14 protein-coding genes are annotated in these 20,503 nt (G+C 39.8%); 8 read left to right on the top strand and 6 right to left on the bottom strand.

Annotated elements, in window-relative coordinates; all coding sequences use genetic code 11:
* Positions 1–49 precede the first annotated feature (49 nt).
* From A7Q09_RS01955 to A7Q09_RS01940, 4 genes are read left to right on the top strand one after another with little or no spacing between them, the layout of a single operon-like run.
* Positions 50–1,078, top strand: a complete 1,029-nt coding sequence (locus tag A7Q09_RS01955; RefSeq protein ID WP_134389639.1) for a glycosyltransferase family 4 protein — start codon at positions 50–52, stop codon at positions 1,076–1,078.
* Entirely contained in the window at positions 1,068–3,269 is a 2,202-nt protein-coding gene (locus tag A7Q09_RS01950; protein WP_134389638.1) for an amylo-alpha-1,6-glucosidase, read from the top strand. Before A7Q09_RS01955 ends, A7Q09_RS01950 begins: the two co-directional genes overlap by 11 nt.
* 20 nt (positions 3,270–3,289) lie before the next feature.
* Positions 3,290–4,510: an isocitrate lyase gene (gene aceA, locus A7Q09_RS01945; protein ID WP_134389637.1), complete on the top strand. Its 1,221-nt coding sequence runs from the start codon at positions 3,290–3,292 to the stop codon at positions 4,508–4,510.
* A gap of 3 nt (positions 4,511–4,513) precedes the next feature.
* A complete protein-coding gene (locus A7Q09_RS01940; protein ID WP_134389636.1) occupies positions 4,514–6,058 on the top strand; it encodes a malate synthase in 1,545 nt (514 codons plus the stop codon).
* A 116-nt stretch (positions 6,059–6,174) separates the two neighbouring features.
* On the opposite strand, the gene A7Q09_RS01935 is transcribed toward A7Q09_RS01940, so the two are convergent.
* Positions 6,175–6,645, bottom strand: a complete 471-nt coding sequence (locus A7Q09_RS01935) for a hypothetical protein (RefSeq protein WP_134389635.1) — start codon at positions 6,643–6,645, stop codon at positions 6,175–6,177.
* 230 nt (positions 6,646–6,875) lie between these two features.
* Between A7Q09_RS01935 and A7Q09_RS01930 the strand changes: the two genes are divergently transcribed.
* Genes A7Q09_RS01930 through glcF form a run of 3 tightly spaced genes read left to right on the top strand, consistent with a single transcriptional unit; the run spans position 6,876 to position 10,710 of the window.
* Positions 6,876–8,360 (top strand): FAD-linked oxidase C-terminal domain-containing protein, encoded by a 1,485-nt coding sequence (locus tag A7Q09_RS01930; protein WP_134389634.1) that lies wholly within the window; start codon positions 6,876–6,878, stop codon positions 8,358–8,360.
* 17 nt (positions 8,361–8,377) lie between these two features.
* Complete coding sequence (glcE, locus tag A7Q09_RS01925) at positions 8,378–9,454, top strand: glycolate oxidase subunit GlcE (RefSeq protein ID WP_134389633.1); 1,077 nt, start codon at positions 8,378–8,380, stop codon at positions 9,452–9,454.
* Positions 9,455–9,462: 8 nt separating this feature from the next.
* Complete coding sequence (gene glcF / locus A7Q09_RS01920; protein ID WP_134389632.1) at positions 9,463–10,710, top strand: glycolate oxidase subunit GlcF; 1,248 nt, start codon at positions 9,463–9,465, stop codon at positions 10,708–10,710.
* Between the two features lie 21 nt (positions 10,711–10,731).
* Here the strand turns inward: glcF and A7Q09_RS01915 are convergent, their stop codons facing one another.
* From A7Q09_RS01915 to A7Q09_RS01900, 4 genes are all read right to left on the bottom strand, one after another.
* Positions 10,732–11,649 (bottom strand): hypothetical protein, encoded by a 918-nt coding sequence (locus A7Q09_RS01915; RefSeq protein WP_244228456.1) that lies wholly within the window; start codon positions 11,647–11,649, stop codon positions 10,732–10,734.
* Positions 11,650–11,710: 61 nt separating this feature from the next.
* The gene (locus A7Q09_RS01910; protein ID WP_134389631.1) at positions 11,711–13,003 is read right to left on the bottom strand and encodes an efflux RND transporter periplasmic adaptor subunit; all 1,293 of its coding nucleotides are present in this window, start codon (positions 13,001–13,003) and stop codon (positions 11,711–11,713) included.
* On the bottom strand, positions 12,987–14,471 hold the full coding sequence (locus A7Q09_RS01905; RefSeq protein WP_134389630.1) for an efflux transporter outer membrane subunit: 1,485 nt from the start codon (positions 14,469–14,471) through the stop codon (positions 12,987–12,989). Before A7Q09_RS01905 ends, A7Q09_RS01910 begins: the two co-directional genes overlap by 17 nt.
* Positions 14,472–14,552: 81 nt before the next feature.
* Entirely contained in the window at positions 14,553–16,121 is a 1,569-nt protein-coding gene (locus A7Q09_RS01900; RefSeq protein WP_134389629.1) for an MFS transporter, read from the bottom strand.
* A 315-nt stretch (positions 16,122–16,436) separates the two neighbouring features.
* On the opposite strand from A7Q09_RS01900, the gene A7Q09_RS01895 reads away from it, so the two are divergent.
* The gene (locus A7Q09_RS01895; protein ID WP_134389628.1) at positions 16,437–17,966 is read left to right on the top strand and encodes an MFS transporter; all 1,530 of its coding nucleotides are present in this window, start codon (positions 16,437–16,439) and stop codon (positions 17,964–17,966) included.
* 19 nt (positions 17,967–17,985) lie between these two features.
* On the opposite strand, the gene A7Q09_RS01890 is transcribed toward A7Q09_RS01895, so the two are convergent.
* Positions 17,986–20,355: a phosphoketolase gene (locus tag A7Q09_RS01890; RefSeq protein WP_134389627.1), complete on the bottom strand. Its 2,370-nt coding sequence runs from the start codon at positions 20,353–20,355 to the stop codon at positions 17,986–17,988.
* Between the last annotated feature and the right edge of the window lie 148 nt (positions 20,356–20,503).

Here is a 20,503-nt window from a genome sequence, read left to right as displayed (position 1 = left end):
TTTTTTAAATTTTGAACTTGTTTCTGAATTTGAAAAAGGAGGAATTCTATTGAGAATTGCCCAGGTTTCTCCTTTGTATGAAAGAGTGCCTCCAAAGCTTTATGGAGGAACCGAACGAGTTATCCACTATTTAACCGAGGAATTGATTACTCTAGGACATGAAACAACCCTTTTTGCTAGTGGGGATTCGATAACAAAAGGGAAGCTTGTATCTGTTATTCCCGAATCTTTGCGGCTTCAAAAACGCAAAAAAGATCCCATGGTTTATCATATTTTGATGTTAGAAAAAGTCTTTCAAATGGCCGAAACTTTTGACATCATTCATTATCATATCGATTTTTTCCATTTTCCTTATTCAAAACGCAGCAAAACCAAGCACCTTACCACTCTGCATGGAAGACTTGATCTTCCAGATTTAATCGTTCTTTATAGAGAGTTTGATCAGATTCCTGTGGTCTCTATTTCGAAAGCTCAGCGCTCATTTCTTCCTTGGATTCATTGGGTTGGCACCGTTTACCATGGCATTCCAGTAGATCTTTATCCCTTTTATCCGGAGAAAGGAAATTATCTGGCTTTTGTTGGTAGAATTTCTCCTGAAAAGGGAATCGAAAGAGCCATTGAAATAGCAAAGAGGGTAGGGATGGATTTAAAAATAGCTGCAAAAGTGGACGAGGTGGACAAACAATATTTTCTAGAAGTTGTTCTTCCCCTTTTTAAAAAAGCCCCTGTTGAATTTATTGGAGAAATCGGAGAAGAAGAAAAGAAAGTATTTTTAGCCAATGCCTACGCGCTCCTTTTCCCTGTCAATTGGCCAGAGCCTTTTGGACTGGTGATGATTGAGGCAATGGCGTGTGGTACTCCTGTTATTGGATGGAGAAATGGATCAGTTCCAGAAATTGTCGTTGATGGGCAAACAGGCTACATTATCCATTCGGTGGATGAGGGAGTAAAAAAAATTATGGATATCGATCGAATTGATCGAAAGGAATGTCGAAAACATGTGTTAAATCATTTTACAGCAAGAAAAATGGCACAATCTTACTTATCAATATATAACAATCTGCTTTATGGAGAGTAAAATTATAGGTTTAAAAAATGGAAAAGATTTTATTCAGATTGGTGATACGTACTATGTTAGGGTGTGTTCTCCTTTTGCAGATGATCGCACGCGAGTTTTGAAACACAAAGAAACATTTGGAGTTTTTGATCGGCGAGGAGATATCCAACCCTTGGGATTAGGAGATCAGGGACTTTATTATCGGGGCACGAGACACCTTAACGAAAGCGTTCTATTCATTGAAAAAAGCTATCCTCTTTTTCTCAGTTCGACGATTCGAGAAGATAATGCGATGTTTACTATTGATTTGTCTAACCCGGAGATAGAAAAAGAAGGAAAGATTATCCGACAACAAACCTTGCTCATTACTCGTTCGAAGTTTATTTGGGAGTCATGCCTTTATGAAGAAATTTGTATCTGTAATTATGGAGAAGTTCCAGTTCAAGTCATACTTTTGTTCAAATTTAATGCTGATTTTGTCGATCTGTTTGAAGTACGAGGAACAAAAAGGAAAAAAAGAGGAGAGTTATTGAATCCAGTGCTTACTGAGCAAAGTGTTCTTTTTCAATATCTAGGCTTAGATAATATTTTGCGTCAGACCCTACTTTTTTTTGATCCCAAACCCCTAAATCTTTGTACTACGTCAGCGGCTGTTTCTTTAGAACTTATCCCAAGAAAAGAAAAGCTCATTCATTTATCTGTAGAATGTTTTCAAAGCCATGAAAAGAGAGTTTTTCCTTCTTTTTTGAGCTATAAAGAGGCTTCCAATAAATCGATTGAGGCTTACAAAGAATCAGAGAAAAAGTGGTGCAAAATATGGACCTCTAACAGCCAATTCAATGGGTGGATTAATCGATCCCTGTCTGATCTTTTGATGTTAATCACAGAAACTCCACAAGGTCCATTTCCATATGCTGGTGTCCCTTGGTTTTGTACGCCATTTGGCAGAGATGGGCTTATTACAACTCTTGAGTGTCTTTGGTTAGCTCCTGAACTTGGGAAAGGGGTCTTGTCGTTTCTTGCGGCCAATCAAGCAAAAGACTTTGATATTGAAGCGGATGCTGAGCCGGGAAAAATTTTGCATGAAACCAGAGAAGGAGAAATGGCCAATCTGGGCGAGATTCCTTTTCGTAAATATTACGGAAGCATTGATGCAACCTGCCTGTTCCTTCTTCTTGCTGCTGAATATTATCAGCGGACCGCGGACAGAAAATTTATCGAAGAACTCTGGCCAAGTATAGAACTGGCTCTTCTCTGGATTGATCGCTATGGCGATGTAGATGGCGATGGTTTTGTAGAATATCGAAGAAGAAGTTCAAGGGGCTTAACAAATCAAGGCTGGAAAGATTCTTTTGATTCTGTCTTCCAGAAGGATGGTTCATTTCCCGTAGGTCCAATTGCTTTATGTGAAGTGCAGGGGTTCGTTTTTGCCGCAAAGAAAAAAATTGCTTATCTTGCTTCTGTTTTAGGTCAGATCTCGCTGCATGACAGGCTGCTAAAGGAAGCTGAGATATTGAAAGAAAAATTCGAAAAGGAATTTTGGGTTGAAGAACTTTCTTCTTATGCTCTAGCCTTAGACGGACGAAAAGAAAAATGTAAGGTTCTTGCTTCAAATGCTGGCCTCTGCCTTTATTCAGGGATCGCCAAACAAGATAAAGCTGAGCTAATTGGCAAGCTTCTTATGAGCGATAAATTTTTTACCGGTTGGGGCATCCGTACTGTGGCCTCTACAGAAATACGCTATAATCCTATTTCCTATCACAATGGTTCGGTATGGCCTTTTGATACCGCTTTTATTGCTGCTGGAATGATGTCCTACGGAATGAAAGAGATGGCTATAAAACTTTTTAAAGGACTTTTTGAAGCCTCCCTTTTTTTCGACCTTCAACGGTTACCTGAACTTTTTGGAGGGATAGCTAAAAGAGGCCAAGAAGGACCAACACTTTATCCAGTTGCATGTGCACCCCATGCTTGGTCCAGTGGCGCTGTCTTTTTGCTCTTACAATCAGCCATTGGATTGAAAATTGACGCCACCAAAAATTTAGTGATTTTTGAGCAACCAAGACTACCTGACTTTCTGGAAAAAGTCATTATTCAAGACTTAAGGGTGGGTAATTGGAGAATCGATGTTGAACTATCGCGTTATCCACATAATGTAGGGGTGAGACTTCTCAAAAAAGAAGGTGAGGTGAAACTCATTGTTATCGATTAAGCTTTTCTAAAACTCTTCCTATGCTTTCTCTAGTTGAAAAAATATCGGAAGAATGGGCTTGTTCAGATCGATGGAAAGGGATCAAAAGAGCCTATACAGCAGCCGATGTTGTAAGACTTTCAGGATCGCTTTCTATTGAATATACCCTTGCTAGGCATGGAGCAACACGACTTTGGGAACTTCTCCAGGACAATGAACCAGTCATTGCTCTTGGAGCTGCAACAGGAATGCAAGCGGTTCAGATGGTCAAAGCAGGGCTTAAAGCTATTTATTGCTCAGGCTGGCAGATCGCTGCTGATGCTAATTTGGCTCAAGAGACATATCCTGATTTTTCTCTTTATCCTTCTAATTCTATGCCTTTACTTGTAAAAAGGATCAATGCTTCATTGAGAAGAGCCGATGCGATCGACTTTGCCGAAAACAAAAAAGATATCAATTATTTTGTGCCGATTGTTGTTGATGGGGAAGCAGGATTTGGAGGGGTATTGAATGCTTTCGAGTTGACAAAATGGTTAATTGAAGCAGGAGCGGCTGCGGTGCATTTTGAAGATCAGCTTCCTTCGGCTAAGAAGTGCGGACACATGCGTTCTAAGGTATTGGTTCCGACTAGAGAGGCTTTAGAAAAACTGATAGCTGCACGACTTGCCTCTGATATATTGGGAGTGAGCACCATTCTTATAGCACGGACGGATGCCGATGGGGCTTCTTTTTTGTCTTCGGATGTGGATGAAAGGGATCGAGAATTTATAAAGCGGAGAACTGAAGAAGGATTTTTTGAAATTCAAGGAGGATTGGACTTAGCAATAGCTCGTGCACTGGTTTTCGCTCCTTATGTGGATATGTTATGGTTTGAAAGCTCAAAGCCCGATTTATTGGCTGCCCAACGATTTGCTGAAGCTATCCATAGAACCTTCCCAGGGAAGTTGCTTGCTTATAATTGTTCTCCATCTTTTTATTGGAAAGAATATATGAAAGAAGGACAGATGGCAGCTTTTCACAATAAGTTGGCTTCCTGGGGCTATAAATTACAACTGATTACTTTGGCCGGTTTTCATGCCCTCTGTTATGGCATGTTTACAATGGCCAAGGAAATTAAAGAAAAAGGTTTGGTAGCTTATTCTGTATTTCAAGAAAAGGAAAAAGAAGCACAACAGGAGGGATATACTGCTCTCAGTCACCAACATGAAGTCGGAGCAAGCTATTTTGAACTGATTTATAATACCATTGTGGGTAAGATATAAAACATGAGTATTTATTCAGCCCCTTTAGGAGTAACGATTGTAGGTTCCTATCATAAGGAATGGGAAAAGATCCTTAGGTATGAGGCACTCCGTTTTATTGCTTCTCTTCATAGGCAGTTTGATGCCTTGCGTTTGGAACTACTGGAAAGAAGAAAAAAAATACAGAAAGCCTTAGATAATAATAGTCTTTCTTTAAACTTTCTTTCGGACACTCGTCTGATTCGTGAAGATAAATGGGAAGTAGCTGCGTTGCCTCAAAACTTGCCAGAGAGAAAAGTTGAGATTCTGGGAACTGCTTCTTTGGACTTTCTGAAGGATGCTGTGCAGTCAGGTGCCAATGGGATCATTATTGATTTAGAAGATTCTTTATCGCCGAGCTGGGAAAATATCATCGAAAGCCAGATTTCTTTGTTTGATTTCTTGAGGCAAAAAAATGATAGCAATACAAACTATCAGCCTCTTCTTCATCTTAGGCCAAGAGGAATACATCTTTTGGAAAAACATGTTCATGTAGATGGCAAACCCCTTGCGGCGAGTCTTTTTGATTTTGGTCTTTATGCATATCACAATGCTAAACTGCTTGTAGAAAGACAAAGTGGACCTTTTTTTTATGTTCCAAAAATAGAAAATTTTTATGAGGCCGAATTTTGGTCTTCTCTTTTTTCCTTTACTGAAAACGCTCTTTCCCTTCCTTCTGGGAGTATACGGGCAACTGTCATCATAGAGACTATTACGGCTGTTTTTGAAATGGAAGAAATCCTTCATTCCATGAAAAACCATGCTTGGGCCTTGAGCGTAGACCCACGAGACTATGTTTTCAGTGTCATAAAGAAATTCCGGAGGCGAAGAGAAGCACTTATACCTGACAGGTCGGAAATTACAATGGATGCAAACTTCCTGCAAGCCTATAGGAAGCTTCTTGTGGGGAGCTGTCATAAAAGAAAAGCTCTTGCCATCGGAGGAGTCTCTCTGTTAGAACCATCAGTCATTTATGAGGATGCAGAGCTCTTCGAAAAAATAAAGTTCGAAAAACAAAGAGATATTGCTCTAGGAATGGATGGTTGTATCGTTAATCATCCAAAGCTTGTTCCTGTGATAAGAGAAGCTTTTAAGAATGTTGCAAGAAAAGCCACTACGGAAGCAAAGGAACTTCCAGAGAGCATCTTAGTGAAACCGGAGGATTTGCTTGATTTTAAGATCCCTGGGGCTATTACTGAATCTGGTGTTAGAAACAATATTAGCCTTCTTTTCATGTATCTTTCTTCTTGGCTTTCTGGTCATGGAGCCGTAGATATCTTTAATCTTAAGGAAGATATTTCTTCTGCTGAAATTGCGCGCAGTCAGCTATGGCAATGGGTTCATTTGGAAGCTGAGATGGATAACGAAATTCCTTTTGACAAAGAACTTTTTCTATGCTGGAAAAGAGAAGAAAAAGAGCTACTCAAGCATCTTCCTTTTTTAGATCAAATAGATCGAGTGATTGAAGAAGTTGTGTTAACAAAAGATTTCGTAGAGTTTTTGACACTCATTACTTACGAGTATTTATAAGAGAAGCTAAATTTTCTCTTTGCCTGCCAGAAGAGCCCATCTTTTTGGAAGGTAAGAGGAGAAGCTGCGGAAAAAAAGCTGGTTATAAATTGTTTTGAGTCAAGAGAAGAGATGCTTTAGCTTTTAAGTTCCTTGACCACACCTAAGGCAAACAGAGTAACGAAGAAGACAATTAAGAATTCAATTTTTTCGTGAACTAGGTAATGGAGAGAAACAATTCCTGAAGGTATGAGCACAGAAGGCAGGATTTTGGGATGAATGGTTCTTGGAGAGAATCTTTTGATTAGTAATAACAATAGAGATAAACCAAGCAAAATTCCAATCCATCGATAGTCTTCAGGGATTGGTTTCCAAAATAACATTCCCAAAAAACTGAATAAAGCAAAAATAGAAAATAAAACGAGGGTCAAAGTATCAGGTTTTGCTTTCAATTTTCTTACATTCAATATTTGAATGGCAAAATAGGAAGCAATGGAGGATCCAAGTAATAATAAAGAAATGCTAATATAGCCTTGAAAAGAATTCCTATAGGAAATAGTATCAGGGGTGGGAGTAATGGCTAAAAAATAACTAGTAAAGCAATCCATAGACATTATAAATTACAAAAAAAACAGTCATTTCTCAAGATTACTGAATAAGGAATACCTCCTTCTTTTTTTCTTTTTCGTTGCTTTCCAAAGCAAAATAAAATTATTAGAAACGGTGTTTAGGGCTACTACATAGCTATTACGAATGCAATTTTATCTTTTTTGAATCTCAACGTTTATCTTGAAGCAATAGCAAATAATGTATTAATAGGATATTTTTTATATATATAATGTTTAAGGAAAGAAAAACAAAAAATTCTAAAAACCATTCGGAGTTAATCAAAACACTCTTACACTCTTTACCTAAAGAGGAAGTGATCCATGAACCTGAAGAACTCTCTGTGTATGAGTGCGATGGACTGACCGCTTTTAAGGTATTGCCTTTAGCTGTGGTGATTCCACAAAAAATTGCAGAGATCCTTGTGATCTTGTCTGCTTGCAAGCGATTCGGAGTACCCATAGTGGTGCGAGGAGGGGGTACGGGGCTTTCGGGAGGTGCAACACCTGTGGAGGGAGGGATTGTTCTTAGCCTGTCTAAATTCAATCAGATTCTTGAAATCGATCCTATAAATCGGATTGCTAGAGTAGAGCCTGGGGTCACTAATATGCAGGTAAGCCAGGCTGCTGCTCCTTATGGACTTTATTTTGCACCAGATCCTTCCTCTCAGATTGCTTGTACGATTGGAGGAAACATTGCTGAGAATGCTGGAGGAATCCATTGTTTGAAATATGGCCTTACAGTCAATAATGTGCTTGCGATAAAGATGCTGACTGTAGAAGGGGAGATTGTATCAATAGGGAATGTGGGGGGTGAAAGCCCTGGTTGTGATCTTCTTTCTTTAATAGTAGGATCCGAAGGAATGCTTGGAATAGTTATAGAAGCTACACTACGTCTTGTGCCAAAGCCGGAATGTGCAAAGCTTGTTGTAGGGTGTTTTGATGATATCACTAAGGCTAGTAAAACAGTAAGCCAGATTATTGCTTCAGGCATAGTGCCTGCAGGACTTGAAATTATGGACAAGCTAGTTATTGAAGCAGTCCAATTCTATATTCAAGTAGGCTTTCCAATTTCAGTTGCAGCCGTTCTGCTGTGTGAGCTTGATGGGATGTTTGAAGAGGTGGAGGAAGAGTGTAGGCTGGTGGAACAAATGATGATTCAGATGGGAGCTACGGAGATCATCCTCTCTAAGAATGAGGAAGAGAGGTTGCTCCTTTGGAAAGCAAGAAAATCAGCCTTTCCGGCTGCTGGGAGAATTTCTCCTGATTATTATTGTATGGATGGAACAATTCCAAGAAAAAGCCTTGCTTTTGTGCTCAACAGGATTGCCGAATTAGCCGCTCAATATAATCTTAGAGTTGGAAATGTTTTTCATGCGGGCGATGGGAATATCCATCCCCTTATTCTCTATGATAATAGTATTGCTGGGGAGAAGGAAAGAGTCGAAAGCTTAGGGGAAAAGATTCTTGAACTCTGTGTAGAAGTTGGAGGATCGATTACTGGAGAACATGGAGTGGGTCTTGAAAAGCTTGGGCCAATGTGCTTCCAATTTTCCTTGGAGGAAATTTGGCAGTTCCATCGGCTAAAAAGAGCTTTGGATCCACACGCATTGCTTAATCCAGGGAAAGCTATTCCCACGCTTCATAGATGTGCGGAATTTGGAAAGATGCATGTGCATCAAGGACAGATTGCTTTTAGAAATGTAGAAAGATTTTAATTTTTTACTAATTGAAAATGATAGACTTTCCTTCTTCAACCACCTCCTCAATCACAAACGAGCTTATAGAAAAAATAAGAAGGCTTATTAGTCTTAAAGAGAAGATAAAAATCATTGGCGGGGGAACGAAAGAAAGATTAGGTAGAAAAGTTTTTGGGAATCCTATTAACGTTTCTGAAAATAGAGGAATCATTACATATGATCCGGCGGAACTATTTGTAACAGTAAGGAGTGGGACTCCTATCGCCTACCTGGAAGCAGTCTTGAAGCAGCATGGCCAGTATTTACCTTTTGAACCTCCCCATCTGGGAGAACAAGCTACTGTAGGTGGAGTGGTTGCGTGTGGACTTTCTGGTCCATCAAGACCCTACAAAGGAGCATTGAAAGATTATCTTTTAAAAGTGAAGATCATTAATGGAAAGGGAGAGGTGCTAACCTTTGGTAGTCAGGTCATCAAAAATGTGGCTGGCTTTGATCTCTTCAGGCTTATGGCTGGAGCACAGGGAACCCTTGGGATAATTCTGGAAGTGACTTTTAAAGTACTTCCCCTCCCTCCATTTTCTACTACCGTAGTTTTAGAAAAAAATGCTACTGAGGCACTTCGTTTTCTTTCAATCATTGCAGCTAAATATTTTCCGATTTCTGCCAGTTGTTATTATAACAATCGACTTTATGTGAGAGTTTCTGGTTATGAAAAACCTGTAAGGAGGGCTGCAAAAGCAATTGGGGGAGACATCTTAGCCAACGATCATCAATTTTGGAACTCCGTCAAAGAAAGAACCCATCCTTTTTTTAGAAATAGCCAAAGACTCTGGCGCTTTGTCCTTCCCCAAGCTGCCCCTTTGACGCCGATTGAAGGGGAATGGTTTTTCGACTGGGGTGGAAGTCAGAGATGGTGGAAGGGAGAAGGAGACAATAGGGAGGCCATTTTTCGTTGGGCACGTGATCAAGGAGGATATGCTTGGTACCTTGATAAGGAAGAGACTTTGGCTTCTCCTTTGGATACTGCTCTTATGCGGATTCATAGAAGGATTAAAGAGGCTTTTGATCCTTTTGGGCTTTTAAATCCAGGTAGAATTTATGAGGAGTTTTAAATCATCTCATGGATACACAACTGCACCTAAAGTATAGCAAGCTTCAAGCCGGGAAGGAAGCCAAGGAACTTATCAAAGCATGTGTGCATTGTGGATTTTGTAATGCCACCTGTCCAACATACCAATTAATAAGCGACGAACTAGACGGACCGCGAGGAAGAATATATTTGATAAAGGCTTTTTTAGAAGGCAAGGCTTCTGGAGAAAAGACCAGAATGCATCTTGATCGTTGTCTGTTATGCCAAGGTTGTGAAACGTCTTGTCCTTCCAATGTGCAATTTGGAAGAATTGCAGATATTGGCAAAGAACTCGTTGAGCAGGTAAAAGAACGACCTTTTTTGGACAAAGCCTTTCGTTGGCTTCTTCTCTATTTTGTGTCAGAAAGGAAAAGGTTTTTTTATCTGTTTAAAATTGGAAATCTTTTGAGAGCTTTTTTACCTCCACATTTGCGCAGCAAATTACCTAATCTTTCTAACATCCAGAAAGGATGTTATGAGAAGCCTCAGTGGATGAGGGAAAGACAAGCTCAAATGATTCTTTTTAAAGGATGTGTTGAACCTGTGTTGTATCCTTTTGTTTTTGAAGCGACTAGAAGACTATTCGGCAGTTTGAATATTCAACTGATTGATGTTCAAAACGAAGGTTGTTGTGGGGCATTGGCTTATCATTTATCCTACAAAAAAAAGGCAAAGGAACAGATGAAAAACAATATCGACTTATGGACTCGCTACCTAGAAAAAGGAATAAATGGGATTATTGTCTGTTCTTCGGCCTGCTGTCAGATGATTAAAGACTACGGAGTTGTTTTTAAAGATGATCCAGTTTATAAAAATAGAGCTTTGAAGATAGCTACATTGACTTTTGATCCTGTCGAAATTTTAGAAAAAGAGGAGCTTCCTTTAAAACTTGCTGCGGACCTATTTCCCTCTGTGGCCTTTCACAGTCCTTGTACTTTACAACATGGGATGAAAATGAGGGGGAGGGTAGAAGCCCTTTTAAAAAAATTAGGTATTCACCTAATAGATATTCCAGATAATCACATTTGCTGCGGGGCAGCAGGTGCTTACTCCTTGTTCCAAAAAGATTATTCTCAAAAACTACTGGATGCAAAAATAAAAAATATTCTTTCTGGAAAACCAGGAGTGATTCTTACGGCTAATGTTGGCTGTCGGCTGCAGTTGCAATCGGCTACCACTCTTCCCGTTCTTCATTGGATAGAATACGTAGATAGCTTGTGGTTCAATAAGCCTGAATAAGAATAAAGTATTGTCGCTGTTTTACCAGAAAACATATTTGACACCAGCGACACCAATGTATTGGAAAAAGTTACCTAAAGCGAAAGAAGCTTGTGCCGGCGTATTTGTCATTACATTAAAGTGAGCCAAATTTTTGAAGATTGAAATTGAACTATCAAAGTAAATGAATTTCCCTTCAATAAAAACACTTAGATGATCAGTGATGTAATATTCTGCTCCCATAATTTCAGCAAGAACAAAGACTCCGGTTGTGCTGGAATGGGAAGTATCGAATCCACCAACTGGAGCAATCCCAGTAATATTAGAAGCTGTAACGATTCCTCCACCAACTCCAAATCCAATATATGGGGCAAAACGATAGGGAGTGATTAATTTGGTTAAAGAATTAATTGTCATAATCCCCACATTCAATTGCATGTCAGGAGTCACGCTGCTACCATGGAATACTGGCCCAGAAAAAGTCCCTATGTACCCATTCATTGGATTCGAATAGCCAGCATAGAACCCATCGAATTCCACTGCTTCGGTTACTCTATAAGGGGAATGACCGATCTGCCAACCTTTATATTGGTAACCGACTTTTAGCCCTCCAATTCCTCCCCAAGAGCCACCATAATTTCCCATCCCTATATTTCCTTTTGTATCTGTATAGGTCCATTGGCCTGAATCTAGGTATCCTCCACCCCCATACAGAGCCGCATAAACTCCTTGATGATAGTGAAAGGTATCGATTTTAGATAAATTCTTTAAATTTTTTGATAATTCTTCTTTTGCTTTAGGATCAGAATTTTCCACAGATACACTGTTGTCATCCCCAAAATCGGCACCCATAAGAGGCAAAGTAAGCAAAGTAAGAAGAGTGGAAAAATTAAGGATTAAAAAAAGGAAAAAAAAGACTACCTTGTTAATTTTAGGACGCATATGAAAACCATTGATCAAAGATATTTTTTTCTTTTTTGACAAAAATAGAAACAACAGTCAAAGAAAATTATTAAATTCATTAATCTTTTTCTTTTTTATCTGGATGGATAGGTTGTGATAAACGGTTCTTGTAAAGATTCGATTCGATGACTTTCTGGATAAGCTGGTCGGCTCCATCTAGTTCTCTTTCATAGATATGTGCTTCATATTTTTCCTTTGGGAACTTTACTAAAGAACTTAAAATAGGCTCTCCTTTTTTGTCTACATGGGTCAGTGCTATGACTGAAAGACCAGGTCGTAAGGGATGTCTTTTTAGTTCTTCTGGAGAAAGACGTATTCTGACAGGCACTCTTTCGACAATATGAATATAGTTTCCGGTTGCATTTTCAGGAGGCAGCAAAGCAAAAGCGCTCCCAGTACCTGGATGCAATCCTTCTACCTGACCGTGATAGATGAGCCTTCTTCCGTAATAATCCACTGTAATAGTAACGGGTTGACCTGGACGAATTTTTTTCATTTCTCTTTCTCTGTAGTTCGCTTCTACCCATAGGTAGTCCAGAGGCACAATTGACAAAAGATAAGTATCGGGATGGACTTCATCCCCTGGCTGAACTTTTCTATTGGCAATATAACCAGTAACAGGGGCGTAAACTTCCCTTCGGACATAATCCAAATAGGCATTTTTCAGTTCGGTGGCGGCTTGTTTGACTAGAGGGTGATCCTCTATTTTTGTGTTAAAGATTTGGGATTCGGCATCATAGAGAGAAGCTTCATCCTGTTTGACTTGTGCCTCAAGTTCTTTGACCTGCTGCTCGGTATCATCCACAAGCTGTTCGGATACGGCTCCATAAGAGACAACACTTTTATAGCGTGCTAAATCGTGCTTGAGCCGATCTAATCTAGCAATTTCTGCTAACAGTCGATTCCTACTGACCTGGACTTGGTAGAAGAGATCTTCAACCCTTCTGACCGTTTCCCCTAGATTAGCTTCTGCCCGTTCCAGGGCGACTCTTGAATCAAGCCTATCTAACCTGACTAGGACCTCTCCTTGATGCACAAGCTGAGTGTTTTCATAAAGTACTTCTGTGACTACACCACTGACTTGTGATTTCAAGGGGACAAGATTGCCTATGACATAGGCATCATTAGTGATCACTACTCGACAGAAAATAAAAAACCAAAGGAGGAAATAGAGAAATCCTAAAAAGAGTATGCCCAAGGTTAGGAGGACAAGCCGTCTATTGCGGATGACTCTTCTTCGGTATTTAGGTGGGGTAGAAGCGATTATTGACCTATTTAAATACCGCAAAATCTTCTTCCATGGGTCCTTGAGATTGGTTGTTTTTTTTTCCGCTTCATTCGATGGACTCATATCCACCCCCTAATGCTAAAAAAAGGCCGACAGCTGCTTCTAGATGTTCAGCAGTTCTATTACTTAATGTTATTTGAGATTGAATAAGTGTATACTGTAAGTCTAAAAGATCAGTCTTGGTGTTAATTCCAGCAGAAAAAAGTCTTGCCGATAGTTCAGCGTTAGATTGTGCTGAATTGGTAGATTGTTCCTGCGAACTCAGATTTTTATCCGTTTCTTTCCATACGGCTAATGCATCGGCTACTTGTTGGAAAGCCGAAAGCAGCGTGCTGTTGTAACTTTCCACAGCAATATTGTATTCTTCCTGAGCTACGACAAGTTCCGAACTGAGTCTGCCAGCAGTGAAAATAGGTAAATTCCAGGCAGGGCCAGCAATATACAATAAAGGTAAAGCGGGATTGAGAAAAAGGGTTGCAAAATTCAAAGTTTCAAAGCCGACGAGAGCAACGAGATCAAGATTTGGATAAAATGCCGTTTTTGTAACTTTGACTTGATGGGCAAGAGCTTCTGCTCTCCATCGGCTCACCGCCACATCAGGTCTTCTTCCTAAAAGATCCAGAGGAAGAGACTTTGGCAAGGGAAATCGTTTTGGGAAGGTCGATTCTTTTACTAAAATCGTTCTACCCCAATCGGGACTTTGTCCAGCCAGCCTGGCGATTTCATCTTTTAAGATTTTCGTTTCTCTTTCAAGGCTGTTAACGAGTTGGTTTATTGTTTCCAGCCTCTGTTCAATGGTATGGACTGGGAGTAGGTTTTCTATACCACTTTTTTTTCTCATCTGAACAAGATGAAGCAGTTCATTGATGATTTTTTGTCCACTCCTTGCCAGTCCTAATTCTTCTTCAGCAGAAGCCAATCTAATGTATCTACTGGCGAGGGTCGTGCTCAGAAAAAGTCGGGCGAGGGCATATTCTGCTTCAGAAGCTCTTGCCATGCCAATGGCTGCTCTCACCCGAGCTTTATCTTCTCCCCAAAGATCTAAGTGATAGTTTGAGAGGGCAGGAATGACACTCCAAAAAAAGAAACTGTTGTCTCCGAACGGACCAAAAAAACTGCTCCCAGGAAGTTGCAAGACTCCCAGGGGCACCGGGAAAAGAAATTGCGTGGAACTAAAGGAAGGAAGGTAGCGGCTGCGGGCACCGGCTGCAATGGCCCATGCTTGATGAATCCTTGAAAGTGAAGCTTTTAAATCAGGATTTTTCCCCAGTGCTATAGTTATAATCCGATTCATTTCAGGATTGTGAAACTCCTCCCACCAGCGAAGAGAAGGCCATTTTTTTACTATTTTTTCAGAAGAGTTGTCAAATTGGGCATGAAGCGTTTCTTTAATCTGTGGAGTTTCAAGGGGGGCTGCAACACGTGTGTCTTTTGGCAAAGTAGCGCAGCCCGTAATCATCATGCCAATCAGCATTGACATAAATAGGAGAAAATAAGCATTACAAAATCTGTCTTTTGTCAAGGGCTCCATAGATAAACAACACTCCATTATAATATTTTGTGAAGACCAGTTTTTCTCTTTTCGACAAACATTGTAGAAAATTTTAAGAAATTATATTTCTTTTCTTTTCATGGCTGGAATCCAGACTAAAATAGCCATCAGAAAAAAAATCCAGCTACAAAGCCTGTAGGTGTCATCCAGAGCTAAAATAATGGAATGGCTAGCCGCTTGCTCTACCAGCTTCGATTGGATCTGTAAGCTATTCAGACCTAGATGTTGGAGTGAGGCTATAAAGCTTAGACTTTCTGAATTCTGACTTGTAAATGTTTCAACAAGGCGTGTCTGCTGGAAATCACGCCTATGCTCCATCAGCATGGTTCCAAGGAGTCCTCCACCCCAAGTAAGAAAATAGGTGCGTAAGAGAATACTTGTATTCACGGCAGATTCTTGGTTTTTTTTTGATAATCCATTAATGGCTATAGCATTGAGTGCTGGAACAAGACCAACATAGGCACCATTGAGGACTTGACTAAAAAGAATGTATTGATTGAAAAATTGATCAAAAAAGGCTCTTTTGTTGAAAAAATCGTAATATCCAGTCCAGTAACAGAAGATGCCTAAGAGAGTTAAGAGAAAGGAAGCAATCAGTTTGGGATTGATTCTTGGAGATAAAAAAACGGAGAGAGGATAAATAATCGGTAGAAAAAACAATAAAGGAGCCATGGCTAGTCCAGCTTGAAAAGAGGAGAAGTTCGTATGGTTTTTCAATACCTGAAGGGTAAAAACAAGAGTCGAGAAAAGCCCATAGACAATGGCAAAGGAAATAGGGGTTATGATCGAGGAGATGAGAAAGGTTGGTTTTAAGAAAAGTTTGAGATTGATGAAAGGGTTTTTTTCACCCATTTCCCAAACAACAAAATAGAGAAGCGAGATCACACCAAAGAGAAAAAGAAGGTCAATAAAGGTGGAATTATACCAATCTTCATCCTGTCCACGCGTGACTAAGGTTTGAAAGCACAGAGCAGCAAAGAGCAAAAGCATAAATCCAATCCAATCGAAAGGAAGGGGAACTGGCTTATCGTCCTGTCTTTTCTCGGTAAGAACAATAAGAATCCAGCTTATAATTAGCCCACAGATGATATGAAGAGAGCAGCTTGTCAAAAAATAGGCTCTCCAGCCAAATGATTCATTAATAAACCCTCCGACTACTGGGCCAAACCCAAAGACAGAAACCTGAAGAAATCCGAAATAGGTGATCACAAAAGGCCATCGACTAATTGGATAGTAATCGAGCAGATTAAGCTGGCAGAGTGTCATGGTACTACCACCAGAAATACCAAGGAGCAGTCTAAAGAACAGGGAAAGATAGTAGTCTGAACTAATGGCAACAAGAAAATCGAATAGAGCAAAAAACCCGATTGAGAAAAGCAAAGATTGGACTCGACCAAAAGCTCGATCAAACCAAGGGCCTATAAATAGCCCGAAGGCCTGACCAGCGAAATAAATCGTCGAAATCCAGGACGCATGGCTTGGGCTTACCCCCAAATCGCCTGCTGGATAGAGATTAAAGGTGGCATAAGCAGGAGGACTATAGGTACCTAAAAGAAATTCGATACTAAAGAGCCCCTGTAACAAAACAAGCAAAGCCGGCTTAAGTTCTTTTTTAGTTTCAAAAGCCATTGTCTAAAATTTTTTTTCTTCGGTTTAAATATTTTCTAAAGAATCAAAACTTAAATTCAATACTATTAATTTTTTTTTGAAATGAAAAATTTTTGTAAGAATAAAAATTCAGTGCCTCTAGAAAAATATTAACATAAATAATAATATTTTATTTTTGCTTATTGACTTTATTTGATTCTAGAAAAATTTTTTTTGTAAAAAATCATAAAATTATCTAATATTTATAAAAAATAATAGAATATAAAACATATTTATATTTTAAAACATTTTTAGAGTTTAACTTTTTTATTGTATTAATAATATTTTTTTATAAATATGATAAGGATTCCTGCTTTGCGGCAGCAAATGGGTAAAGTTTCTTTTTTTTTTCTGCATCTTGTGCTAAGCACAGAATTTTTGCTGGCCGTTTACAGCTCATCTGCCTATGCGGTGCTTAACAGGCATGCTGTAGGAGAATTAGGCCAAAGCCCAAGTCATGCGATGTGGACTTCGACCATTTTTTTTATTGGTAGGGCTTTGGGTATGTTTCTCAGTCCATGGTTATCAACTGTTTATGGTAAAACGCGTTCGCTTTTAGGTGCCATTGTCATTCTTATTTTGAGTAATTTTATCTTGGCTATAACAACTGATTTCTATCTTTTTCTTTTTTTTAGGCTTCCTTTAGGCTTAGGAGCTGGAGCTGTGATGATGCTTTGTCAATATGTTTTGATGGATTTTTATCCGATCAGTAAATGGCCATTTGTTACGACCCTTTTTGGGTTTCTTCTATTGACAACATTTGGCTTTGGGCCACCCATTGGGGGGATCCTGCAAGAATTCCGATGGAATTGGAGAGATTATTTCTTAATTAATTTCCTTTTACATATGATTCTTTTTTGGGTACTCTTTGTTCTTCTAAGAAAAAAGAATAACTTAACTCGTAGCGTTCCCTTGGATTGGATTGGTCTTTCCTCTCTTAGCATTTGTTTTTTCTCCTTCCAGATAGTCGTCTCAAGGGGTCAGGATGAAGATTGGTATAATTCATTTTTTATTAATTGTTTCTTTTTTTTAGGGATAAGTTCTCTCATTTATTTTATTATCTGGGAATTGGGAGAAAAAGAACCATTCTTTGATGTTCGACATTTTCTAAAACTTAACTTTTCCATCGCTAACTTGCTTGGACCGATTTCTTTTGGCCTTCTATATGGTTCCTTTTCTGTGCTTATTGGAGCACTCCAGCAATTAGGTTATACATCATTTCTTTCTAGTCTGCCTCTTCTTCCTATGCTTTTGTGTCTTCCTTTTCTTTATCCTCTGTCTGTGTTTCTTTCTAATCGTTCTGATCCTAGGCCCGTAGCCAGCCTCTGCTTTGCCATACTCTCTCTCTTTTGCTACATGACAAGTAATTATGACTTTTTCAATCGTCGATCCTTTTTTATTCAGACAGTTCTGTTCTCCCAAATCTTGTTAGGAGGCATGGTTGGGTTATTGCCAGCAATCAATCGAATAAGTATAGAAGGTCTATCGAAGCGCAATCAGCAAAAGGCGATAAACGAGAGTATCTTGCTAAGGACTTTTTCTTTTTCTATTGGCGGAGGACTTTTAGGCACACTCTTAGAGCATCGAACTGCTTTCCAGCAAGTTCGTCTTGTTGAAACCCGTAGCTTATTCGACCCTCAGGTGGTTGAATTTCTCCAAAGACTCAGAGATTGGGGACTTGATTCCATGCAGGCATTAAAAATCTATGGGAATTTAGTCAGCCAAAGAAGCTATATTTTAGCGGTTGATGATACCTTCCGGTTTTGTGCCATTATTTATTTGTTTATCACCTTTTTCATATGGTTTGCCAGGATTAAAAAAACTTAAGCCTAACATCAGTTGAGCTTTAACTAGCTGAAGGATTGCTCCAGGTCCAATTTTTAATTTCTGGCATATCATCCAGGTGGGCCTTAACATAAGCAGAGTGTTCAGCTATTTTTCTTTCAAAAAAGGCGATCATATTTTCTCCTTTTGTTCGGAGATGAGGGACTCCTTTTAAAGCATATTTGATTGCATCAATGGCCAGGTGGTACCGGCTCATCTTATTGAGAACGACCATGTCAAAAGAGGTTGTGGTTGTTCCCTCTTCCTGGAAGCCACGGACGTGGAACCTGGCCGGATTAGGTCGTCCATGAATGAGGTCATGGACCATTCTAGGGTAGCCATGAAAAGCAAAAAGGACAGGTTGAGTGGCACTAAAAAGATGAATATACCTTTGTTCATCCATTCCATGAGGATGATAGGCTGGAGGAGAAAGGGTCATCAGATCGACAACATTCACTACTTTGACTTTAAGCTCAGGAAAATGTTTTTGTAGAAGCCAAGAAGCAGCCACTGTTTCCAATGTTGGGACATCCCCCGCACAGCCAAGAATGATATTCGGGTTTCCTTCATCATTACTAGCCCAGGTCCAAATAGAAGCCCCACGGGCACAATGAGCACGAGCTTCCTCCATATTAAGCCAATTAAGAGCTGGCTGCTTTTCAGCGATAATCAGATTAACATAGTTTCTGCTTCTTAAACAATGATCCATGACAGAAAGCAATGTATTTGTATCTGGTGGGAGATAGATTCTGATTACATATCCTTTTTTGTTAATCAGTGTATCGATAAATCCAGGGCCTTGATGGGTATAGCCATCGTATTCCTGGCGCCATACATGGGAAGACAATAGATAATTAAGAGAAGCTATAGGTTTTCTCCACGGTATTTCCCTGTAGAGTTTTAGCCACTTGGCATGTTGACTTGCCATTGAATCAAGAATCATGGCGAAAGCTTCGTAAGAAACCAACAGTCCATGTCTGCCGCTAAGAAGGTAGCCTTCGAGCCAACCTTGGCAGCAGTGTTCGCTCAAAATTTCCATGATCCTTCCATCAGCAGATAGATGATCGTCATCTGGATTTGTCCTGCCTACAAAACAGCGATTTGTTACCTCGAAAACAGCTGAAAGCCGATTCGAATCCGTTTCATCAGGACAAAAGATACGAAAGTTCGTTGGATTTCTTCGAAGCACATCCCGAAGATACTTCCCTAGAACATGTGTGGGTTCTGAGACGGTATTTCCAGGTTGTTTGACACCAACTTGGTATTCAGTGTAATCAGGCAAAACCAAATCGACTAAAAGACTACCTCCATTCGCATAGAGACTTGCACCCATTCGAAGACTCCCCTTTGGAGCAAGATTTGAAAGATCTTTTCGTAGTTTTCCAGATTCATCAAACAGTTTTTCAGGATGGTAACTCTTAAGCCAAGATTCTAAAAGTTTCAAATGTTCAGGATTTTCTCGTGCATCCATCAGTGGACTTCTATGAGAACGATAAGTGCCTTCTATTTTTACACCGTCCACTTCTTTGGGGCCCGTCCACCCATCAGGGGTTCTTAACACGATCATGGGCCATCGGGGCTTGGAATGCACTCCTTTTTCTTTTGCCTCTTGTTGAATCTGCCGAATCGTTGCGTAGGATTTTTCTAAAGCAATGCCTAGTTCCGTATGGACCTGCCTTGGATCGTTTCCACAAACAAAGAGAGGCTCATAACCCATGCCAGAAAAAAACATGGCTATGTCTTTATCTTCCATCCTTCCGAAGATGGTGGGTCCAGAAAGTTTTCCATCATTTACATGAAAAATCGGTAAGACAGCTCCATCCCTAGTGGGGTTGAGAAAATTTATTGATTGCCAGCTGGCAGCCAACGGTCCAGTTTCTGCTTCGCCATCACTCACAACAGCTGCTGCAATAAGCTCAGGATGATCGAATACGGCACCAAAAGCATGCAAAAGAGAGTAGCCCAGTTCCCCCCCTTCGTGGATAGATCCAGGCGTCATGGCGCTTACATGGCTGGGAACTCCACCAGGGGAAGAAAATTGCCTGCAAAAAAGAGTGAGACCATCTAGATCTTGAGAAATTTCAGGATAAAATTCTGAATAAGTCCCTTCCAGATACAGGTTTGCCAGAATCGCCGAGGAACAATGCCCAGGCCCGGTAATAAAAAGGAATTGAGCATTGGTTTTTTTAATTAACCTATTGAGCTGAACATAAATAAGATTTAATCCCGGGGCTGATCCCCAATGCCCTCGAATGCGTGGCTTTAGGTGTTCGGGTCTTAATGGAACAAGGAGCAGAGGATTTTCTTTTAAATAAAATTGGGCAGCTGCCAGATAATTTGCAGCGTTCCAATATTCAATGTGCAGATCGATGTTTTCGATATCAGCAGACATAAATAAATCTCCTGTAGCTTTAGAGTTTAGGAAGTGAGGCTTCTTTGAATTTCTATATCAATAAATGCTGAGAGAGAGAATAAGTTTCTAAAAGAATACTTTTCTTCGGCCTCGTTGAGCCATTAGACTCCCTAATTAATAAGCTTTC

Source organism: Methylacidiphilum sp. Yel, from assembly GCF_004421185.1.
GTDB lineage: Bacteria > Verrucomicrobiota > Verrucomicrobiia > Methylacidiphilales > Methylacidiphilaceae > Methylacidiphilum.
This window is presented reverse-complemented; position numbering and strand designations above follow the sequence as displayed.

Coding starts and splice junctions, on each gene's coding strand:
- A7Q09_RS01950 (WP_134389638.1), top strand. CDS start 1,068: ATGGAGAGTAAAATTATAGGTTTAAAAAATGGAAAAGATTTTATTCAG.
- aceA (WP_134389637.1), top strand. CDS start 3,290: ATGCTTTCTCTAGTTGAAAAAATATCGGAAGAATGGGCTTGTTCAGAT.
- A7Q09_RS01940 (WP_134389636.1), top strand. CDS start 4,514: ATGAGTATTTATTCAGCCCCTTTAGGAGTAACGATTGTAGGTTCCTAT.
- A7Q09_RS01935 (WP_134389635.1), bottom strand. CDS start 6,645: ATGGATTGCTTTACTAGTTATTTTTTAGCCATTACTCCCACCCCTGAT.
- A7Q09_RS01930 (WP_134389634.1), top strand. CDS start 6,876: ATGTTTAAGGAAAGAAAAACAAAAAATTCTAAAAACCATTCGGAGTTA.
- glcE (WP_134389633.1), top strand. CDS start 8,378: ATGATAGACTTTCCTTCTTCAACCACCTCCTCAATCACAAACGAGCTT.
- glcF (WP_134389632.1), top strand. CDS start 9,463: ATGGATACACAACTGCACCTAAAGTATAGCAAGCTTCAAGCCGGGAAG.
- A7Q09_RS01910 (WP_134389631.1), bottom strand. CDS start 13,003: ATGAGTCCATCGAATGAAGCGGAAAAAAAAACAACCAATCTCAAGGAC.
- A7Q09_RS01905 (WP_134389630.1), bottom strand. CDS start 14,471: ATGGAGCCCTTGACAAAAGACAGATTTTGTAATGCTTATTTTCTCCTA.
- A7Q09_RS01900 (WP_134389629.1), bottom strand. CDS start 16,121: ATGGCTTTTGAAACTAAAAAAGAACTTAAGCCGGCTTTGCTTGTTTTG.
- A7Q09_RS01895 (WP_134389628.1), top strand. CDS start 16,437: ATGATAAGGATTCCTGCTTTGCGGCAGCAAATGGGTAAAGTTTCTTTT.
- A7Q09_RS01890 (WP_134389627.1), bottom strand. CDS start 20,355: ATGTCTGCTGATATCGAAAACATCGATCTGCACATTGAATATTGGAAC.